General features: G+C 64.7%; 14 protein-coding genes. 2 read left to right on the forward strand and 12 right to left on the reverse strand.

The features are described from left to right. From KJP29_RS08715 to KJP29_RS08750, 8 genes are all read right to left on the reverse strand, one after another. On the reverse strand, nucleotides 1-1,350 hold the full coding sequence (locus KJP29_RS08715; protein WP_218463191.1) for a DUF6638 family protein: 1,350 nt from the start codon (nucleotides 1,348-1,350) through the stop codon (nucleotides 1-3). A gap of 218 nt (nucleotides 1,351-1,568) precedes the next feature. Continuing rightward, the gene (locus KJP29_RS08720; RefSeq protein ID WP_218463192.1) at nucleotides 1,569-2,051 is read right to left on the reverse strand and encodes a hypothetical protein; all 483 of its coding nucleotides are present in this window, start codon (nucleotides 2,049-2,051) and stop codon (nucleotides 1,569-1,571) included. Further along, the gene (locus KJP29_RS08725) at nucleotides 2,051-2,392 is read right to left on the reverse strand and encodes a hypothetical protein (protein WP_218463193.1); all 342 of its coding nucleotides are present in this window, start codon (nucleotides 2,390-2,392) and stop codon (nucleotides 2,051-2,053) included. Before KJP29_RS08725 ends, KJP29_RS08720 begins: the two co-directional genes overlap by 1 nt. Beyond that, nucleotides 2,389-2,676 (reverse strand): hypothetical protein, encoded by a 288-nt coding sequence (locus KJP29_RS08730; protein WP_218463194.1) that lies wholly within the window; start codon nucleotides 2,674-2,676, stop codon nucleotides 2,389-2,391. Before KJP29_RS08730 ends, KJP29_RS08725 begins: the two co-directional genes overlap by 4 nt. Then, complete coding sequence (locus tag KJP29_RS08735; protein ID WP_218463195.1) at nucleotides 2,673-4,607, reverse strand: ATP-binding protein; 1,935 nt, start codon at nucleotides 4,605-4,607, stop codon at nucleotides 2,673-2,675. The genes KJP29_RS08730 and KJP29_RS08735 overlap by 4 nt, the downstream gene beginning before the upstream one ends. A gap of 101 nt (nucleotides 4,608-4,708) precedes the next feature. Next, on the reverse strand, nucleotides 4,709-5,845 hold the full coding sequence (locus KJP29_RS08740; protein WP_218463196.1) for a hypothetical protein: 1,137 nt from the start codon (nucleotides 5,843-5,845) through the stop codon (nucleotides 4,709-4,711). Between the two features lie 14 nt (nucleotides 5,846-5,859). Continuing rightward, nucleotides 5,860-6,075 (reverse strand): hypothetical protein, encoded by a 216-nt coding sequence (locus KJP29_RS08745; protein WP_218463197.1) that lies wholly within the window; start codon nucleotides 6,073-6,075, stop codon nucleotides 5,860-5,862. A 9-nt stretch (nucleotides 6,076-6,084) separates the two neighbouring features. Further along, nucleotides 6,085-7,164, reverse strand: coding sequence for a hypothetical protein (locus KJP29_RS08750; protein WP_218463198.1), 1,080 nt, complete (start codon nucleotides 7,162-7,164; stop codon nucleotides 6,085-6,087). 149 nt (nucleotides 7,165-7,313) lie between these two features. Between KJP29_RS08750 and KJP29_RS08755 the strand changes: the two genes are divergently transcribed. Further along, the gene (locus KJP29_RS08755; RefSeq protein WP_218463199.1) at nucleotides 7,314-8,597 is read left to right on the forward strand and encodes an acetylornithine deacetylase/succinyl-diaminopimelate desuccinylase family protein; all 1,284 of its coding nucleotides are present in this window, start codon (nucleotides 7,314-7,316) and stop codon (nucleotides 8,595-8,597) included. Between the two features lie 103 nt (nucleotides 8,598-8,700). On the opposite strand, the gene KJP29_RS08760 is transcribed toward KJP29_RS08755, so the two are convergent. The 4 genes from KJP29_RS08760 to KJP29_RS08775 form a co-directional block, all read right to left on the reverse strand. Beyond that, a complete protein-coding gene (locus tag KJP29_RS08760; RefSeq protein WP_218463200.1) occupies nucleotides 8,701-10,179 on the reverse strand; it encodes an inorganic phosphate transporter in 1,479 nt (492 codons plus the stop codon). A gap of 89 nt (nucleotides 10,180-10,268) precedes the next feature. Further along, the gene (locus KJP29_RS08765; RefSeq protein WP_218463201.1) at nucleotides 10,269-10,724 is read right to left on the reverse strand and encodes an NUDIX hydrolase; all 456 of its coding nucleotides are present in this window, start codon (nucleotides 10,722-10,724) and stop codon (nucleotides 10,269-10,271) included. Between the two features lie 104 nt (nucleotides 10,725-10,828). Continuing rightward, on the reverse strand, nucleotides 10,829-13,243 hold the full coding sequence (gene hrpB, locus KJP29_RS08770) for an ATP-dependent helicase HrpB (RefSeq protein WP_218463202.1): 2,415 nt from the start codon (nucleotides 13,241-13,243) through the stop codon (nucleotides 10,829-10,831). Between the two features lie 46 nt (nucleotides 13,244-13,289). Next, nucleotides 13,290-13,964 (reverse strand): DUF3108 domain-containing protein, encoded by a 675-nt coding sequence (locus KJP29_RS08775; protein ID WP_218463203.1) that lies wholly within the window; start codon nucleotides 13,962-13,964, stop codon nucleotides 13,290-13,292. Between the two features lie 185 nt (nucleotides 13,965-14,149). Between KJP29_RS08775 and meaB the strand changes: the two genes are divergently transcribed. Then, nucleotides 14,150-15,127: a methylmalonyl Co-A mutase-associated GTPase MeaB gene (meaB, locus tag KJP29_RS08780; protein ID WP_218463204.1), complete on the forward strand. Its 978-nt coding sequence runs from the start codon at nucleotides 14,150-14,152 to the stop codon at nucleotides 15,125-15,127. The last annotated feature ends 161 nt before the right edge of the window (nucleotides 15,128-15,288 follow it).

Genomic DNA, 15,288 nt, shown 5'->3' on the forward strand with positions numbered 1-15,288 from the left:
TTACCTCCTGAGGGCCCCCCAAGGCCCGACGATGTCGATTATATCCTGTTTTGGAGCGGGCGAAACCGGCGCCGGCGATGGCTCTTCGCCCCCGAAAAGCGCCTCGCGCGCGCCTGCCTTGTTGGCGGCATAGTCACGATAGAGGAACTCGGCCACATAGTCCTTCTTGGCATCGGGCCAGCTCGCATAGGCGGAATAGAACGCCTGTTTGTGGCAAATGAAGAGCTGCCGGATATCGAGCGGCGACAGCTCGGACAGGAGCATGTTGATCAGGTCCCGGTCGGGATGATCGGGCCGCGCGCGCAGCGTGTAGAAATAGGTCGCGTCGTCCGAAGCGATGCGCGGCCAAGGCCCGCCGTTCAATGCCCATCGCACCATCTGGTTGAGCTTGAGGAACTCCTCGGGCAGGGCCGATCCCATGCGCTGGGCCAGCCGGTGCAGCGCCCGGTGGTCCATCCCGTCGATGTCCACGCCCGCCGAGGTCGCCGCATCGACGAGGATGAAGTCCATCTTCTGTCGCAGGATCGCGGCCCCGTCGACGCCCCGCGCCTTGATGATCGGCTCGACCAGGTTGTTGACCTCGAGAAAAGCCGCGATCCCGTTGCGGTCGTCCATGTCGAGCGTGGTCTCGATGGGTAGAACGCCCAGCTTGTCCTTGGGTTCGACTGCGATGGCGGCAGGCTCGGCCACGTCGCGAAACACGTAGATGCCGCCGAAATGCGCGGTCCAGAAGTTTTCCTGGCTATAGGTCGGACGGGCGAGGTCGATGGGCTGGCGCGTGACGTCGCCGGTCTGTTTCGCCAGTTCGATCATCTCGGCGATGAGCACGTCGTCATACCAGCCGTCGGGGCTGCTCTGGAAGGTGTCGATCTTGGCCGCGAGCGCACGCGCATTGGCCACGTGGCTCTGCGTCGTATCCGCGTTCACGGTGATCTTGCGGATGTCGAAGAGGCGAGCAGGCGACGACGCCTCGAACACCGAGTTGTCGAGCTCGCCCGAGACCGCGTCATGGGCGGTCAGCGCGAAGAGCTTGGTCTCGTTCTCCTCGATGAACTTGCGCAGGATGCCGCGCGAGGTCGAGAATTTCGCGTTCAGAAGCGGCGCCTTCTTCTGCTCGGTCGTCAGGATGATGAAGAGCCGGTTGACCCCGTTGGGGTTGAGGTAAAGGTGATCGCCCAACTCCTCGCCCACCTCGTAGGAATAGCCCGAGATGTCGATATGGAACTCGTCGAGACTGGTGCGCTTGCCGGTGAGGGCGTGAAGCGCCCGGTTGTAGCGTTCGATGAGGGCGGGGGAGTCGATCCGGATCAGGTTCCCGAACATCAGGCCGCGTTTGATGAGGCGGATCATTTTGAAACCTCTCTGCTGGGAGAGACGCAAGCCGTGCGCGCGCCTGCCCGTGGGGTGGCGCAGCCGCCGACTGAACCGCGCACTTTATCGTGACACATCATTGCGACCTCCGAGGTCCATCCCAGCCCAACCAAAGCGCCAGCCCGCCGGGACGGGCAGGCGCTCGCACGGCGCCTTCGGCGCGCATCGTGCGGGGGAAGGGATTGAGTTCAGTGTGGTCATCTCAGTTCATCAATCTTTGCTAGATCAGCTTTCAGTCTTTCCCATTCGCGTTTCAAAATGCGCTGACCTGTAGCGTATAGCGCCGTGCGATTCTCTGCCTCACTCGCAATTGGATTGAGCATTGCCTGTCTCAAATTTTCGTAGTCAGGATCGTCCGGGTTCATTCGCATCAATATTTTTGCGTTGACCTCGACAGCTTCGCGCCGAGCGTTTGGCATCGCCTGAATTTCCGCGTTCCAGTGGAGAGCGGTATATGCCGCAATGTCATTTCTTAAACCTTCAATCCAAGCCTGACGGTATTCGCTTAAGCGCAACTGCCGCTGCAATTCTCGCTCGGACAAACGCTCGCGCGCTGCCCGTTTTTCGTTCGAACGTGTTGTCCACCAAGTCACAAGTGCAGTTAAAATTGGGATGGCCAAGATCGTCACAAGTTCTTTGTGGCTTGCTAGCCATTCGTTCACGGTGTTGACAAATTCCATCAAACCGCCCTCCGTCCCCTTCTAAACCCCACAAAAAACCCAAACACATACACCGCAATCACGCCCATCGTCGCCGCAAAGGCCGCCGTGTGAAGCTGCCCTCCACAGACGGCGCTCACATCCATCCCGGCCCGATCGTAGAACCACCCGGAGACCACCGCGAGCCGCGATGCCGCCTGCAACACGGCCAGTGACACCAGAATGGCCAAGGCGATCTTGAGCCCGTTGGCCTCGCCCATCCGGCCCACGATGCCGCCAACGATCCACGCGGCGATGCCAACCACCACGGCCACGACCAATGTGACCCAGATCAGCGTTCCGCAATTCTCGAACCCCGTCACAGGCTCCCCTTCCGGCCCTTGCGGCCCATCACATATCCTCCGACCCACATTGGCGCGCAGAGCAGCGCCAGCACGGCACCGACCAGCGCGCCCGAGAACCCCGGCTCGTCGAAACCCTCGCCCACCGGCACCTGCGTGTTGGTCACGGAGAACCAGACCGCGACACCCACCACCGGCACCGCCGCGATGCCCGCGAGCACGGCCCAGGGTGCCCCCGCCCGGCCCGTGCCCCAGGCGACGGTCCCCAGCATCAGGCCAAGGCAGAGGATCAGGACGATCGTCATCCTTTGCCCTCGAGGTAGCGCCGCTTGGCCTCTTCCGTCAGACCGAATTCGCGCACCATCTTGGCGATGGCGGCCTCGTCCGACTTGTCGGCATAGCGGAATTCGCTGTCGGCGTAACGGTTTATCTCCTGAATGACCATGTCGATGGTGATCGGCTGGCGCAGGTCCGAGATCATCGCCGATTTCTCGTCATAGGATTTGAAGAGGAACAGCTCGGGCTCCTCCATCCATTCGTCCGGCAATTCGAAATCCATCGCCCGCACCTTCACCGCATCGGTGATGTTCTTGATCGCGCGGCCCGTGAACCGTGGGTCAGCCTCCTGAATGGCCTTGAGATAGGTGCCGAGCTTGGCGATCGTGTCGAGCGCCCCGATCTGACCCGAGACCCGGTCGAACACCTCGAGCAGTCCCGCCTCATGCGGCTTGGAATGCCCCTCGAAACTCGCCGCCACCGCGCGCTTGATCTCCTGCGCCGCGTAAAGCTCGTGATCCCCCAGCGGAATGTCGTGCCGCTTGCCCATGAGAAGCGCGAGGATGTCGATGTAATCCTCCCGCGTCTGAGGCCCGTCGACGAGGAAGCGCGCGCCGGCCCGCTGGCGCAGGGCGTCGTCCACGTTCTCGGGGAAGTTCGAGAACATGCCGAAGGTGCAATTGCCCCGGACCACGGTATTGGCGCCCGCAAAGGCCTCCATGAAGACGGCCGTGACCTCCTGCTGCCCTGCGGAGGACTGCCGGTCTCCGCGCTTGCCTGCGATCTGGTCGATGTCGTCGATGGTGCCGAAGCCGATCACGCTGGGGTCGAGCACATTGTTGACGAAGGCCTTGGCGTTCTGCCCCGACTTGCCCTGGTAGCTGTCGATATTGTCGATGCCGAAGTTCTGGTAACGAAAGGCATAGCCCGCGGTCTCGCAATAGCCCGAAATGAGCCCCGCCATCATCTGGATCAGCGTCGTCTTGCCCGTCCCCGGAGCACCGTCGCCCATGAAGGTGAAGATGAAGCCGCCCAGCTCGGCAAAAGGGTTCAGCTTCCGCTCGAAATCATAGGCCATCAGCATCTTGGCGAGCTTCATGGCCTGATACTTTGCGATATGGTTTCCCACGACCTCATGCGGCTTCTTGAACTGCATGGTCAGCGTCGTGCCGCGCGCCTTCCGGCTCGCCGTGAACCCCGAGATCGTGAAATCGTCCGCCTCGACCCGGTAATTCGCGCCGGTGAAGGCCGCGAGCCGGGGCGCGTCCTGCGCCCGCAGCGACACCTTCTCCATCAGCGCCTCGGCAAAGGCGAGCACCGACGCGACCAGCCTCGGCTCGTCCGTCGCATGAGCGGCGATCACCTGATCCAGCTCCCACAGCGCGCCCCCGAGTGCGAGAAGCGCATTGTCGGTGAGGACCTCCTCCGGACTGCCAACCTCGACGGTCACTTCGCTGGCATGCGGCGCTAGGAGAAAGGCGGTGGCATTTGCGAAGACCCCCAGAACCACAAGCGCCTCTGCCGCGAGAAGCTCGGTGAACGCCACCTTCTTGTCGGCCCCAAGGCTCCCTGCAAGGTTCGCCTTCTTCAGTTCGGCAAGACCGGTCTGCCCGGAAAACCCTTCACCGACCGCAAGCGCGATGGCGATCGCGCGGCGCAGACCGTGAAGCACCGTGGCCTCGATGGGGGACACCAACGGATCCTCCCCGCCGGCCGCTTCGATCCGCTCGGACAGCCGCACCCCGTCGGGCCGCGCCGTCGAGCGTGTCACCAGCCCCGGCGTGGTCGAGCGAAACCGACGACCAGTCGAAATCCCCGGCGAACGCTCCACCGGGGCCTCAGCCGCCGGTTTGCCAATCCTCGGGGCATGGTCGAACCCCTCGAGCATGCCGGCCGCCGCACCGTAATGCGCCCGGATCTCCTCTTCCCGAAGCTCCATCAGATCGGCCGGCCTGCTCATGCGCTCATCCCTTCACTGCTTCATAAATACCTTGGGGGTGCGGGGGCAAAGCCCCCGCGTCGGTCGGCTTTCGCGCAAGCGAAAGTCGAAACCATAGCCCCTTACCGATAGCTCAACACCCGGCCACCCTTGCCCACCACGAATTTCCGAACCTCCCGAAACCCGGGAGGCGTCTTTTCTGCCAACACCTGGAACGGCCGCTCCGGCAAGATCACAGCCCGCTCGGTCGAGGTTGCGCCGGTGTCCACGCCGCGTCCCGCGAACGGGTCCAGAGCGAAGATCTGGCGTTCGACCGTGCCGAACCAGCCCGACTTCTCCTGTTCCACCCGCTCGCTCTTCAGGTCCTCGACCGTCCAGGCCAGTGCCCAGTCCTCGCCCTCGGGCGCGCGGGCCTCGGCAAGCACTTCGCGCAGGGGACCCGATTGATGCGTGTAGGCGTGGGAATACATCGGTCCCACGTGAAACCGGCGCAGCCGCTTGGGGTGGAGGTCCGCGAAATCCCGGTCGAAACCCGAGGCGATGGTGACGAGCTTCAGCCCCGCCATGCCCTGCGCCATGAGGTGTCCCTGCACCTCCGGCCAGCGTTTCTCGTCCTTGGGAAGCGCGGTGCGCCCGGTGTCCTCGACCTCGAGAAGATAGATCGTCGGCAGGTTCACCGTGGAATCGTAGCTTGCCCAATGCAGGAGGTAGCGCCGCCTTGGATCGCGCCCCTCGGAGAGATTGCCGAGCCAGACGGTATCGGGGTGCATCTGCGGCCAGAACAGGCTGCCTTTCAGAAGCTCCTCGTAATAAAGCCGCTGGGACAGGGCGTACTGCCGTTCGAGCGGCACCTTCAACTCGCCGACGATCTCGCGCACCATCTGGTCCTTGAGGCTCTGGACCGTGGGCAAACCTTTGAGATGGACCTCGGCCTGCGCCGCATCGGCGGCCATCTGGAGAAGCTCGGCATGAACAGGAAAGCCGCTTTCCTCGCGGTCGAAAGTCAGCTTGCCGGACCCGACGATGCGGCCCGACATGTGATACTTGTTGGCCAGCGCCCGGAAGCTGTGGCCGAGCGCGATGATATAGCGGGCGAGCACGGCAACATCGTCGCGCGACAGGGTGCCTTCGGCTTCCATCTGGCCCGCGACGCGGGCGAGGTGGCCGGTGATCGCCTCCCATTTCTTGAAGTAGCGCCGGGTGACCTGCGTGTCTTCGAGGTCCATGTGGTCGCGGGTAAGGTCGCCGGTCTCGGGCATCGCCTGTGCCTGTCCTATCTCTGCGAGCCGCCCGCGCCCTTGCGCGCGCGTCGATCCCTGATCCAGAGCCAGCCGCCGACGAGCGTGATCGCCGCGAGCGCCACGGCCGTCGTGAGGCCCGCAAGGCTGTCAAAGCCCGCGCGCATCCCGACGAGCGCCGTCGGTGCGACGCTCATCACCAGAAGCGCCGCAAAGGCGACGCCGGTCAGGATGGCGAGGGCAAGCTTCATGCCGGGTCCTCACGCACCGTAGAGGTTCTTGTCGTGTTTCTCGACAATCGCCTGAAAACGGCGGGCAAAGCGTTCATCGGCCTTGGCCTTGGCTTCCAGCACCTCCCGGGCGAAGACCATGTGTTCTTCGTGCGCTTCCATCATGTCGGCCATCTTCTGGTTGGTCGCGGTGCCGATGGCGGCCATGGCGGCCTGGGCTTCCTTGTCGGTCTGCACGCCGATCTCGTTGATCCGGTGCGCCACGTCCTGCTGCTGCGCGGTCTTGAGTGACTTGGACAGCGCATCGTAGAGCACCACGCGTTGCTTCGTGTCGGTCTGGAGCTTGTTGATAAGCACCATCTGCGTCGCCGCCTGGTTCTGGAGGCTGTCGACCCAGGTCTTGCCCTTTTCGATATAGCGTTCGAGCGTCTGGGAGCGGGCCAGTTTCACCTGCTCCTGCTGGACGAGGTCGTTGTACTTCGCATTGAGCTCGGCCAGGTCGCCTTCGAGCTTCGTGCGGGCGGCGGCATCCTGTTCCATCGAAATCCGGTTCTCGAGTTCGATGATGCGCGGGTCCATGGCGACGATCTCGGCACGGTGGCTTTCCAACTCGCCGACCACCAGTTCACGTTCATCGAGCGTCTCGGTCAGGTTTCCCTCCACCTTGGTCTTCTGTTCGTTGAGCATGTTGAGCTGGTTTTGCAGAAGCTGCACGATGACGTCCGACTTCGCGATCAGGTCCTGGAGCTTGTCGTCGATCGAGGCCGTGCGCATCCGTTCCTGGCGCAGCGCTTCGGAGCGGTGCTTGGAGAACACGCCGACGAAGCTTTCCCAGCCGGTTTTCGAGCGCATTTCGTCGAAGTCCTTGGAGAATCCGGCCGTGATGTCGTCGAGCCCCATGATCAGTTCGGCGATGTTCGCGTTCATCACGTTGGTATGGGCGTGGACATCGTCCAGTGTCGCGTTCTCGATGTCGATGGCGATATCCTCGCCCGACTTCATCCGCGCGCGGGCGGCTTCGATGCGGCTGGTGAGTTCGGTGATCTTGGCCTGGGCTTCGGCCACTTGAGTCTGGCTTTCCTTGATCTGGGTATCGAGATTGGCGGCCATGATCTTCCCTGTCGTATCTACAAGTTAAAGCTTGTTACATTTATCTATCTAGTGAGCCTATCCCGCCCCGCAAGGAGCGTCACCCCCGGTTTTGCGTGGCCGTGCGATTTGGCGATTGTCGGCGGTGGGCATTTTGCTAGCCTGAGGCCATGGCACGATCGGACTTTCCCCTTATCGACGCGGTGGCAGGACGCGAGGCGGCGCTGGTCGCGCTCACCCAAGACCTGATCCGTATCCCGACGCTCAATCCACCGGGGCGGAAGTATCGCGAGATCTGCGAGTATCTGGCTGCCCGCCTCGAGGCGCAGGGCTGGTCGGTGGAGCTGATCCGGGCCCATGACACGCCGGGCGACAGCGCCACCTATCCGCGCTGGAACATGGTTGCCCGCTACGAGGGCGGGCGTCCCGGGGACTGCGTGCATTTCAACTCCCACCACGACGTGGTCGAAGTGGGGAATGGCTGGACCGTCGACCCCTTCGGGGCCGAGGTGAAGGACGGGCGCATCTATGGCCGCGGCTCCTGCGACATGAAAGGCGGTCTGGCGGCGAGCATCATCGCGGCGGAAGCCTTCGTTGCGGCGCATCCCACATTCGCGGGCGCCATTGAAATCTCGGCCACCGCGGATGAGGAAAGCGGCGGATATGGCGGTGTCGCCTATCTGGCCGAGCGCGGGCACTTCAGCCCGGAGCGGGTGCAGCACGTCATCATCCCCGAGCCTTTGCACAAGGATCGCATCTGTCTGGGGCACAGGGGTGTCTGGTGGGCCGAGATCGAGACCAGGGGACGCATCGCGCATGGCTCGATGCCATTCTTGGGGGATTCCGCGATCCGGCACATGGGAGCGGTGCTCGAAGAAATGGAGCGGTCGCTCTATCCGCTGCTCGCGGGCAAGCGGACCGGGATGCCGGTGATCCCGGAGGGGGCGAAGTCCTCGACGCTCAACGTGAACTCGATCCACGGCGGCGAACGCGAGCCCGAGGACGGCTACACCGGGCTTCCCGTGCCCTGCGTCGCGGACCGCTGCCGGATCGTGATCGACCGGCGGTTCCTGATCGAGGAGTCCATCGACGAGGTGAAGGCAGAGGTGCGCGCGATGCTGGAGCGGGTGAAGGCGGAGCGGCCCGGGTTCGACTACGATGTGCGCGAGCTCTTCGAGGTCTTGCCGACCATGACCGAGGAGGACGCGCCCGTGGTGCGTTCGACCGCGGCGGCGATCGAGAAGGTGCTGGGCGCCTTGCCGGAATACGTGGTGTCGCCGGGCACCTATGACCAGAAGCACATCGACCGGATCGGGCGGCTGAAGAACTGCATCGCCTATGGGCCCGGCGTTCTGGATCTGGCGCACCAGCCCGACGAATGGGTGGGTATTCAGGACATGGTGGACAGCGCCGGTGTCATGGCGCTGGTGCTCGAGGAATTGCTGGTGGTGTAAGGTTTCGAATTTCGCTTGCGCGAAATCCGACCGACGCGGGGGCTTTGCCCCCGCACCCCCAGGATATTTATGAACCAGAGAAGGGCAGGACCCTCATTGGGCGTCAGCCGATCGTGCTGTTCAGGACGAGGAAGATGAGGGCCGAGAGGAGTGCGGCTGCCGGGACGGTGATGATCCAGGCGGCGACGATGGTCATGAAGTGCGACCGGCGCACTAGCTTGCGGCGGCGGCGTTCCTCGGGGGCCAGGCGTTTGGCCAGCGGCTTGGCCGAGAGGTTCTGCCGGATGCGGCGCTCGGCGTGGTATTCGCGGTAGAAGCCGACGCCAAAGACCCCGCCGACCGCGATATGGGTGGAGGACACGGGAAGGCCCAGCCAGCTCGCGATGATCACGGTGATCGCGGCGGAGAGCGCGACGCAGTAGGCGCGCATCGGGTTGAGCTTGGTGATCTGGCTGCCGACCATGCGGATGAGCTTGGGGCCGAAGAGCATCAGGCCGAAGCTGATCCCGAAGGCGCCGATGACCATGACCCAGGTCGGGATCGTCACGCTGCCCGCGAATTCGCCGACCTGTTCGGCATGGACGATGGCCGCGAGGGGACCAACGGCGTTGGCGACGTCGTTGGCACCATGGGCGAAGGACAGAAGCCCCGCCGAGATGACGAGCGGCAGGCCAAAGAGGGACTTGAGCGACTTGTTGCGGTTCTCCATGCCCTCGGACTGGCGGCGGATGAGGGGGGCGGAGGCGACATAGGCGATGGCGCCCACTGCCACGCCGATGATCACCGCAGTGAGCAGGTCGATCTTGATCAGCTTGTTCACGCCCTTGACCGCGAGGTAGGTCGCGAAGACGCCCGACATGATCGCGATCAGCACCGGAACCCAGCGGCGGGCGGCGGCGATCTTGTCGTCGACATAGATGATGTTCTTCTTGATGAAGGCGAGGAAAGCCGCGGCCACGACCCCGCCCAGCACGGGGGAGACGATCCAGGACAGGGCGATCGAGCCCATCGAGGGCCAGTTGACCGCGGAAAATCCGGCCGCCGCGATGCCGGCGCCCATGACGCCGCCGACGACGGAATGGGTGGTGGACACGGGCGCGCCGAGCCAGGTCGCGAGGTTCACCCAGAGCGCCGAGGAAATGAGTGCCGCCATCATGGCCCAGATGAAGACCGACAGATCGGCGAGCGCCGTGGGGTCGATGATGCCCTTGGAGATGGTCGAGACAACGTCGCCCCCGGCGAGGAGCGCACCGGCGCTTTCGCAGAGCGCCGCGATGACGATGGCGCCGCCCATGGTCAGCGCATTCGCGCCCACGGCGGGCCCCATGTTGTTGGCGACGTCGTTCGCCCCGATGTTGAGCGCCATATAGGCGCCGAACCCGGCGGCGGCGATCACGACCAGCGTGCCCTGCTGCACGCCGAAGAAGGCGGCGGCCAGAAGCGTGGCGACGACGATGAAGGCAAAGGAGACGCCGAGCCCCACCATGGGGCGCCCGATGTAGAGCGTCGCGCGTTCGAGCTGACTGATCCGGTCGAGGTCCTTGTCCAGTGTGCGCCACTGGGTCGGTTTCGGCTCGGTCATTGCGGGGCTCCGTTACGCGGCTGTTACATGATTGTCATGATCCGCGCCGCGCCTAGCGTAGCGGGGGCCATATTGCAACGGTCGGATTGTCAGAACTGGCGCAGGATATCCTTGAGACCCTGTTCCTCCACGAGATCGGCGGCCTTTGTAGGCGACAGCCACCTGCGTTCCCGTTCGCCCGCTTCGGGATAGCTGTCCGCGACGCTGGCGACTTCGACGGCATAGACCTGTGTGTCGCAGGGAGTGGGGAGGCCTTCGTCCCGATCCTTGATGTAATCGAAGCAGCCCAGAGGTTCCCGGTCCACCGATTTCGGCTTTACGCCGGCCTCTTCCCAGGCCTCGGCGATGGCCGCTTCACAGGCGGTCATGCCGTCCACGGGCCAGCCCTTTGGCAGGATCCAGCGGCCGGTGCCGCGCGAGGTGACGAGAAGAACCTCTTTCTTCTTGCCCTTGGTGCGATAGCACAGGGCGGCGACCTGAAACTTGTTCGGACGCTTGATGAAGGGACGCAGAATCTCGTCCCATGCCTTGTTCAGAAGTGCCATTTGAAACCGCTTGTCTTGTTTTTTTCGTTATTCGTCCAATCTAGCGAATAAAGCGTTAACTTTCAATTGTGTTCCACGGAATGGGTCAAATGGTGTGACCTGTCTCAGGTGCCGCGCGGTTTGGCGCGGGTCGTGGGCAGGGCTTCGGCCGGGTTTTCGGGCCAGGGATGCCGCGGATAGCGCCCGCGCATGTCTTTTCGGACGTCGGCGTAGGAGCTTTTCCAGAAGGCGGGAAGATCGGTCGTGGTCTGCACCGGACGACCTGCGGGCGAGAGCAGCGTGACGCGGATCGGTGCGCGTCCGATCGCGGGGTGGCGTGTGACGCCGAACATTTCCTGCAGACGCACTTCGATCTCGGGCGCCTCGCCGCTGTAGTCGATCGGGATCTTCCGGTCGAGCGGGGTAACGAAATGAGCGGGCGCAGCGGTGTCGAGCCGGCGCATCTGGTCGTAGGTGAGCATGGCGCGCAGCGGGTCGAGGAGGTCGAAGGACTTCCAGCCTCCAGCGGTTTTCACGCCGCCGAGATGGGGCAGAAGCCAGTCTTCGAGTGTGTCCATCAGGGCCGTGTCCGACAAGTCGGGCAGGTCCGGATCGGTGTCGCGCAGAAGGTGCACGCGGGCGCGGAACCGCGCGGCGGCCGGCGATGGCGACAGGCCAAGCTGACGCACGCCGTCGAGCATGGCACGGGCCAGCGCTTCGGGCGGAGCTTCTTTCCAGAGACGGTCTGCGAGGGCGATCTCTCCGAACATCTCCTGTTCGCGGGCGACGACGCGGCTTTCGCGTTTCGACCAGGCGCAGGTCTGGCGCCAGTGGATGTCATTCCCGTGGACGGCGCGCAACTCGCTTTCCGTCAGGGCGATGGCTTGCCGGATGCGGGCCTCGCGCGGGTTGCCGTCGGTATCGGTCACGACGATGAGGCGCTGGGAGGCAAGCGGGTCTGTGCTGTCCATGACCGCGCCCTTGCCGCCGGACAGGATGAACCGGCACTCATCACCCTTGCGGCGCAGGCCCACGCGGTCGGGATAGGCGAGGGCGGTCATTTCCGCGGGGCTCATTGCCGCAGCACCTTCGGTCAGACGTGCGAGGCGTTTCGCTTCGGTCCGGATGCGCTCGATGCCGCCGCGATTGGCGTTATGGGCACCGGGGTCACGCAGGGCGGCCAGGCGCAGCGTGAGGTCGGAGGGTGCGGAACGTGGCAGGGGGTCGCGGTCCGCGAGGAGCGCGGCAAGCTCGGCTGCGGGTTTCCCGGCGAGCGCGAGCATATGGGCGAGGCGCGGGTGTAGCGGCAGGCGGGCGAGGGTCTTGCCGTGGTCCGTGATGCGCCCCCTGTCGAGCGCGCCGAGGCCCGCCAGGAGACTGCGCGCCTCGGTCAGGACCTGCGGGTTGGGCGGGGTCAGGAAGGCAAGCCCTTCGCCATCGCCCGCGCCCCAGAGGGCCAGTTCCAGTGCGAGAGGGGCGAGGTCGGTGATCTCGATCTCGGCCGGGGCAAAGGCGGGCAGGGCGCCCTCTTCCCCGCGTGTCCACATGCGGTAGCAGGTGCCTTCGGAGACCCGGCCAGCCCGGCCCCGGCGCTGTTCGGCCTCGGCCCGGCTCACGCGTTCCGTCACCAGCCGGGACATGCCCGAACCGGGATCGAAGCGGGCCCGGCGCGCGCGGCCGGTGTCGACCACGACCCGCACGTCTTCGATGGTGAGCGAGGTCTCTGCGATGGACGTGGCGAGCACCACCTTGCGGCCCGAGGCGGCTGGCTGGATCGCGGCACGTTGGGCGGCAAGGTCCATGGCCCCGAAGAGCGGGTGGATGTGGCAATCGTCAGGCAGGCGCAGGGCCGATTGCACGCGACGGATTTCACCCTCGCCGGGAAGGAAAACGAGCACGCCGCCGGTCGTTTCCGCTACGGCCTGTTCGACGAGGCGCGTGGCAGTTACCTCGAAGCGTTCCTCGCGGCGAGGTGGCTTGTCGAGCCAGCGGGTTTCGACCGGAAAGGCGCGGCCTTCGGACGTGACGATGGGGGCGTCGTCCAGCAGCGCGGCCACAGGACCCGCGTCGAGCGTTGCCGACATGACGACGAGGATCAGGTCTTCGCGCAGCGCCTGCCGCGCTTCCCAGGCAAGCGCGAGGCCCAGATCGGCATTGAGGGACCGTTCGTGGAATTCGTCGAAGATCACAGCACCTATGCCCTCGAGCGAGGGGTCGGACTGGATCATCCGGGTGAGGATGCCTTCGGTCACGACCTCGATCCGGGTGGATTTGGACACCTTCCCCTCGCCCCGGATCCGGTAGCCGACGGTCGCACCGACCGCTTCGCCCAGCGTCGCGGCCATGCGTTCGGCGGCCGCTCGCGCCGCGATCCGACGGGGCTCCAGCATGACGATCCGGCCTTGGGTCGCAGGGAGCATGGCCAAGGGCACCCGCGTCGTCTTGCCCGCGCCGGGGGGTGCCATGAGCACGGCCCGCCCGCTCGTGGCAAGTGCCGCGAGCAGGTCAGGGATGGCTTCGTCGATGGGCAGGCGCGTCATGGCGTCCTTATCGGACAGCGCCGCGCGACGGGCAAGCGGCTGGCCATCAGCGTCTGGTGACGGTAGCCTTGCCGTAGTGGGTGTTCACCGTGGCGCTGTCGAAGGCGAGCATGTCGTCCTTCAGGTCATAGACAATGGCGAACGTGTAACCCGCCCGCTGTTCGAGCTGGGCCGCCGAATAGCCACCGGACCGCATCAGCGTGCCCTGACAGACAAATTTCTCGCCCTGCTGTTCCCCCTCTCGAATGTCGAGCAGATGGCTGCGCTTGCCGTCGAAAATGGTGGTGGACAGGGCGCAACCCTCGGCGGCGGGGCGGTCGGTGAAGACCTGCATCATGGCGGAATTGGGGTCCCATCGGACGTCGCCGGATGGAAAGCTGAAGGTGCCCTCCGAGGTCCGCTCGCCCGTGTTGACGTTCTCGGCGTAGAAGCTCGGGTCGAGCGCCGATCCGCTCCGTGCGCCCTTGCTCTCCATCACGAAGCCGACATTCTTGACCACGGCGACGATACCGGAGGTGCCGAAGTCCGAGCGCGAGGCGTAGCTTCTGCCGGACCAGGTCTGGGTCAGTTGCAGGTTGCCGACCGGAATACCCAGGAGCGACACCCGGTAATGGTCGGTCGTCTGTCTCGCTTCTGCGGCACCCGTCGCGAGAAAGGCGGCGAGACATATGGCGAGGGTGCAGTTGGTGGGACGGATGAGCGAAGCTGCTCCTTCAAACATGGAGAATATCCTTTTGAACCCTCTGTCGGGCGTGGGCCAGCTTTCCATAGCGCCCTAACATAAACCTTCCGTAACAGGGCGTGACAAGGCCGTGACGGGTGCCGAGACGCGGTCGGCGCCGGATCGCCAATCGGCGGTGGACATCGCGGGGACCGCAGGGCAAGACGACGGGAACGGAGGGACCTATGGACGTGAACGATCTGGCGCAGCAGGTGATGGCGGGTGAGAGACGGGCCTTGAGCCGGGCGATCACATTGGTCGAAAGTTCGCGCCCCGATCACCGGGCGGATGCTGTCGCGCTGATCGAGGCGCTGAAAGGCGCCGGGAAACAGGCGCTTCGTGTTGGCCTGTCCGGCACGCCGGGCGTGGGGAAATCTACCTTCATCGAAGCCTTCGGCATGTTCCTGATCGAGCGCGGCCTGAAGGTCGCAGTGCTGGCCGTCGACCCCTCGAGCGCGCGCTCTGGCGGGTCGATCCTTGGCGACAAGACCCGGATGGAGCAACTCTCGCGCCGGCCCGAGGCCTTTATCCGTCCGTCGCCGTCGCAAAGCCAGCTGGGCGGGGTCGCGCGGCGCACGCGTGAGGCCGTGGCGATCATGGAAGCCGCCGGCTTCGACGTGGTCCTGATCGAAACCGTCGGCGTCGGCCAGTCCGAAACCATGGTCGCGGAAATGGCCGATCTCTTCCTCTTGCTTCTGGCGCCTGCGGGCGGCGACGAGTTGCAGGGCGTGAAACGGGGCATCATGGAAATGGCCGACATCATCCTTGTGAACAAGGCGGACGGCGAGCTGAAATCGACGGCCACGCGCACCTGCGCCGATTACTCCGGTGCGCTGCGTCTCCTGCGGAAACGGCCGCAGGACCCCACGGGCTTTCCCTTGGCGATGACCGTGTCCGCCGTGACCCAGTCCGGTCTGGCCGAGGCCTGGGAGGCGATGGAAACGCTCGCGGCCTGGCGGCGCGACAACGGGCACTGGGACAAACGCCGGGCCGAACAGGCGCGCCATTGGTTCATGGAGGACCTGCGCGCAGGTCTCCTCGCGAGGTTGCGCTCCGACCCGAAGGTCCGGTCCTTGGTCGACCGGTTGGGCGACAGCGTCGCCGAGGGCGTCGTGTCGCCCACGGCGGCAGCGGACGAGGTTCTCGCCGCCATGGGCCACTGACAGGCCCTGCACCAATGGGGTGACAGACCGGAATTTTCGGTCTAACACTTCCCCATCAAGATTGGAGACGATGATGCGAGCAGACAGGATCCCGAGCTTCGGCTGACATAGCCCGATCTCCTGTCGGGCCATCTGCGGCCCACCGCATCTTTTTCCAGTTT

Origin of the sequence: Maritimibacter sp. DP1N21-5, from assembly GCF_019218295.1 — a bacterium.
GTDB lineage: Bacteria > Pseudomonadota > Alphaproteobacteria > Rhodobacterales > Rhodobacteraceae > Maritimibacter.

What these genes read in the sequence shown, in the direction of transcription:
- KJP29_RS08730 (WP_218463194.1), bottom strand. Translation starts at nt 2,676, where the DNA reads ATGACGATCGTCCTGATCCTCTGCCTTGGCCTGATGCTGGGGACCGTC.
- KJP29_RS08750 (WP_218463198.1), bottom strand. Translation starts at nt 7,164, where the DNA reads ATGGCCGCCAATCTCGATACCCAGATCAAGGAAAGCCAGACTCAAGTG.
- KJP29_RS08720 (WP_218463192.1), bottom strand. Translation starts at nt 2,051, where the DNA reads ATGGAATTTGTCAACACCGTGAACGAATGGCTAGCAAGCCACAAAGAA.
- hrpB (WP_218463202.1), bottom strand. Translation starts at nt 13,243, where the DNA reads ATGACGCGCCTGCCCATCGACGAAGCCATCCCTGACCTGCTCGCGGCA.
- meaB (WP_218463204.1), top strand. Translation starts at nt 14,150, where the DNA reads ATGGACGTGAACGATCTGGCGCAGCAGGTGATGGCGGGTGAGAGACGG.
- KJP29_RS08735 (WP_218463195.1), bottom strand. Translation starts at nt 4,607, where the DNA reads ATGAGCAGGCCGGCCGATCTGATGGAGCTTCGGGAAGAGGAGATCCGG.
- KJP29_RS08740 (WP_218463196.1), bottom strand. Translation starts at nt 5,845, where the DNA reads ATGCCCGAGACCGGCGACCTTACCCGCGACCACATGGACCTCGAAGAC.
- KJP29_RS08765 (WP_218463201.1), bottom strand. Translation starts at nt 10,724, where the DNA reads ATGGCACTTCTGAACAAGGCATGGGACGAGATTCTGCGTCCCTTCATC.
- KJP29_RS08715 (WP_218463191.1), bottom strand. Translation starts at nt 1,350, where the DNA reads ATGATCCGCCTCATCAAACGCGGCCTGATGTTCGGGAACCTGATCCGG.
- KJP29_RS08775 (WP_218463203.1), bottom strand. Translation starts at nt 13,964, where the DNA reads ATGTTTGAAGGAGCAGCTTCGCTCATCCGTCCCACCAACTGCACCCTC.
- KJP29_RS08745 (WP_218463197.1), bottom strand. Translation starts at nt 6,075, where the DNA reads ATGAAGCTTGCCCTCGCCATCCTGACCGGCGTCGCCTTTGCGGCGCTT.
- KJP29_RS08755 (WP_218463199.1), top strand. Translation starts at nt 7,314, where the DNA reads ATGGCACGATCGGACTTTCCCCTTATCGACGCGGTGGCAGGACGCGAG.
- KJP29_RS08760 (WP_218463200.1), bottom strand. Translation starts at nt 10,179, where the DNA reads ATGACCGAGCCGAAACCGACCCAGTGGCGCACACTGGACAAGGACCTC.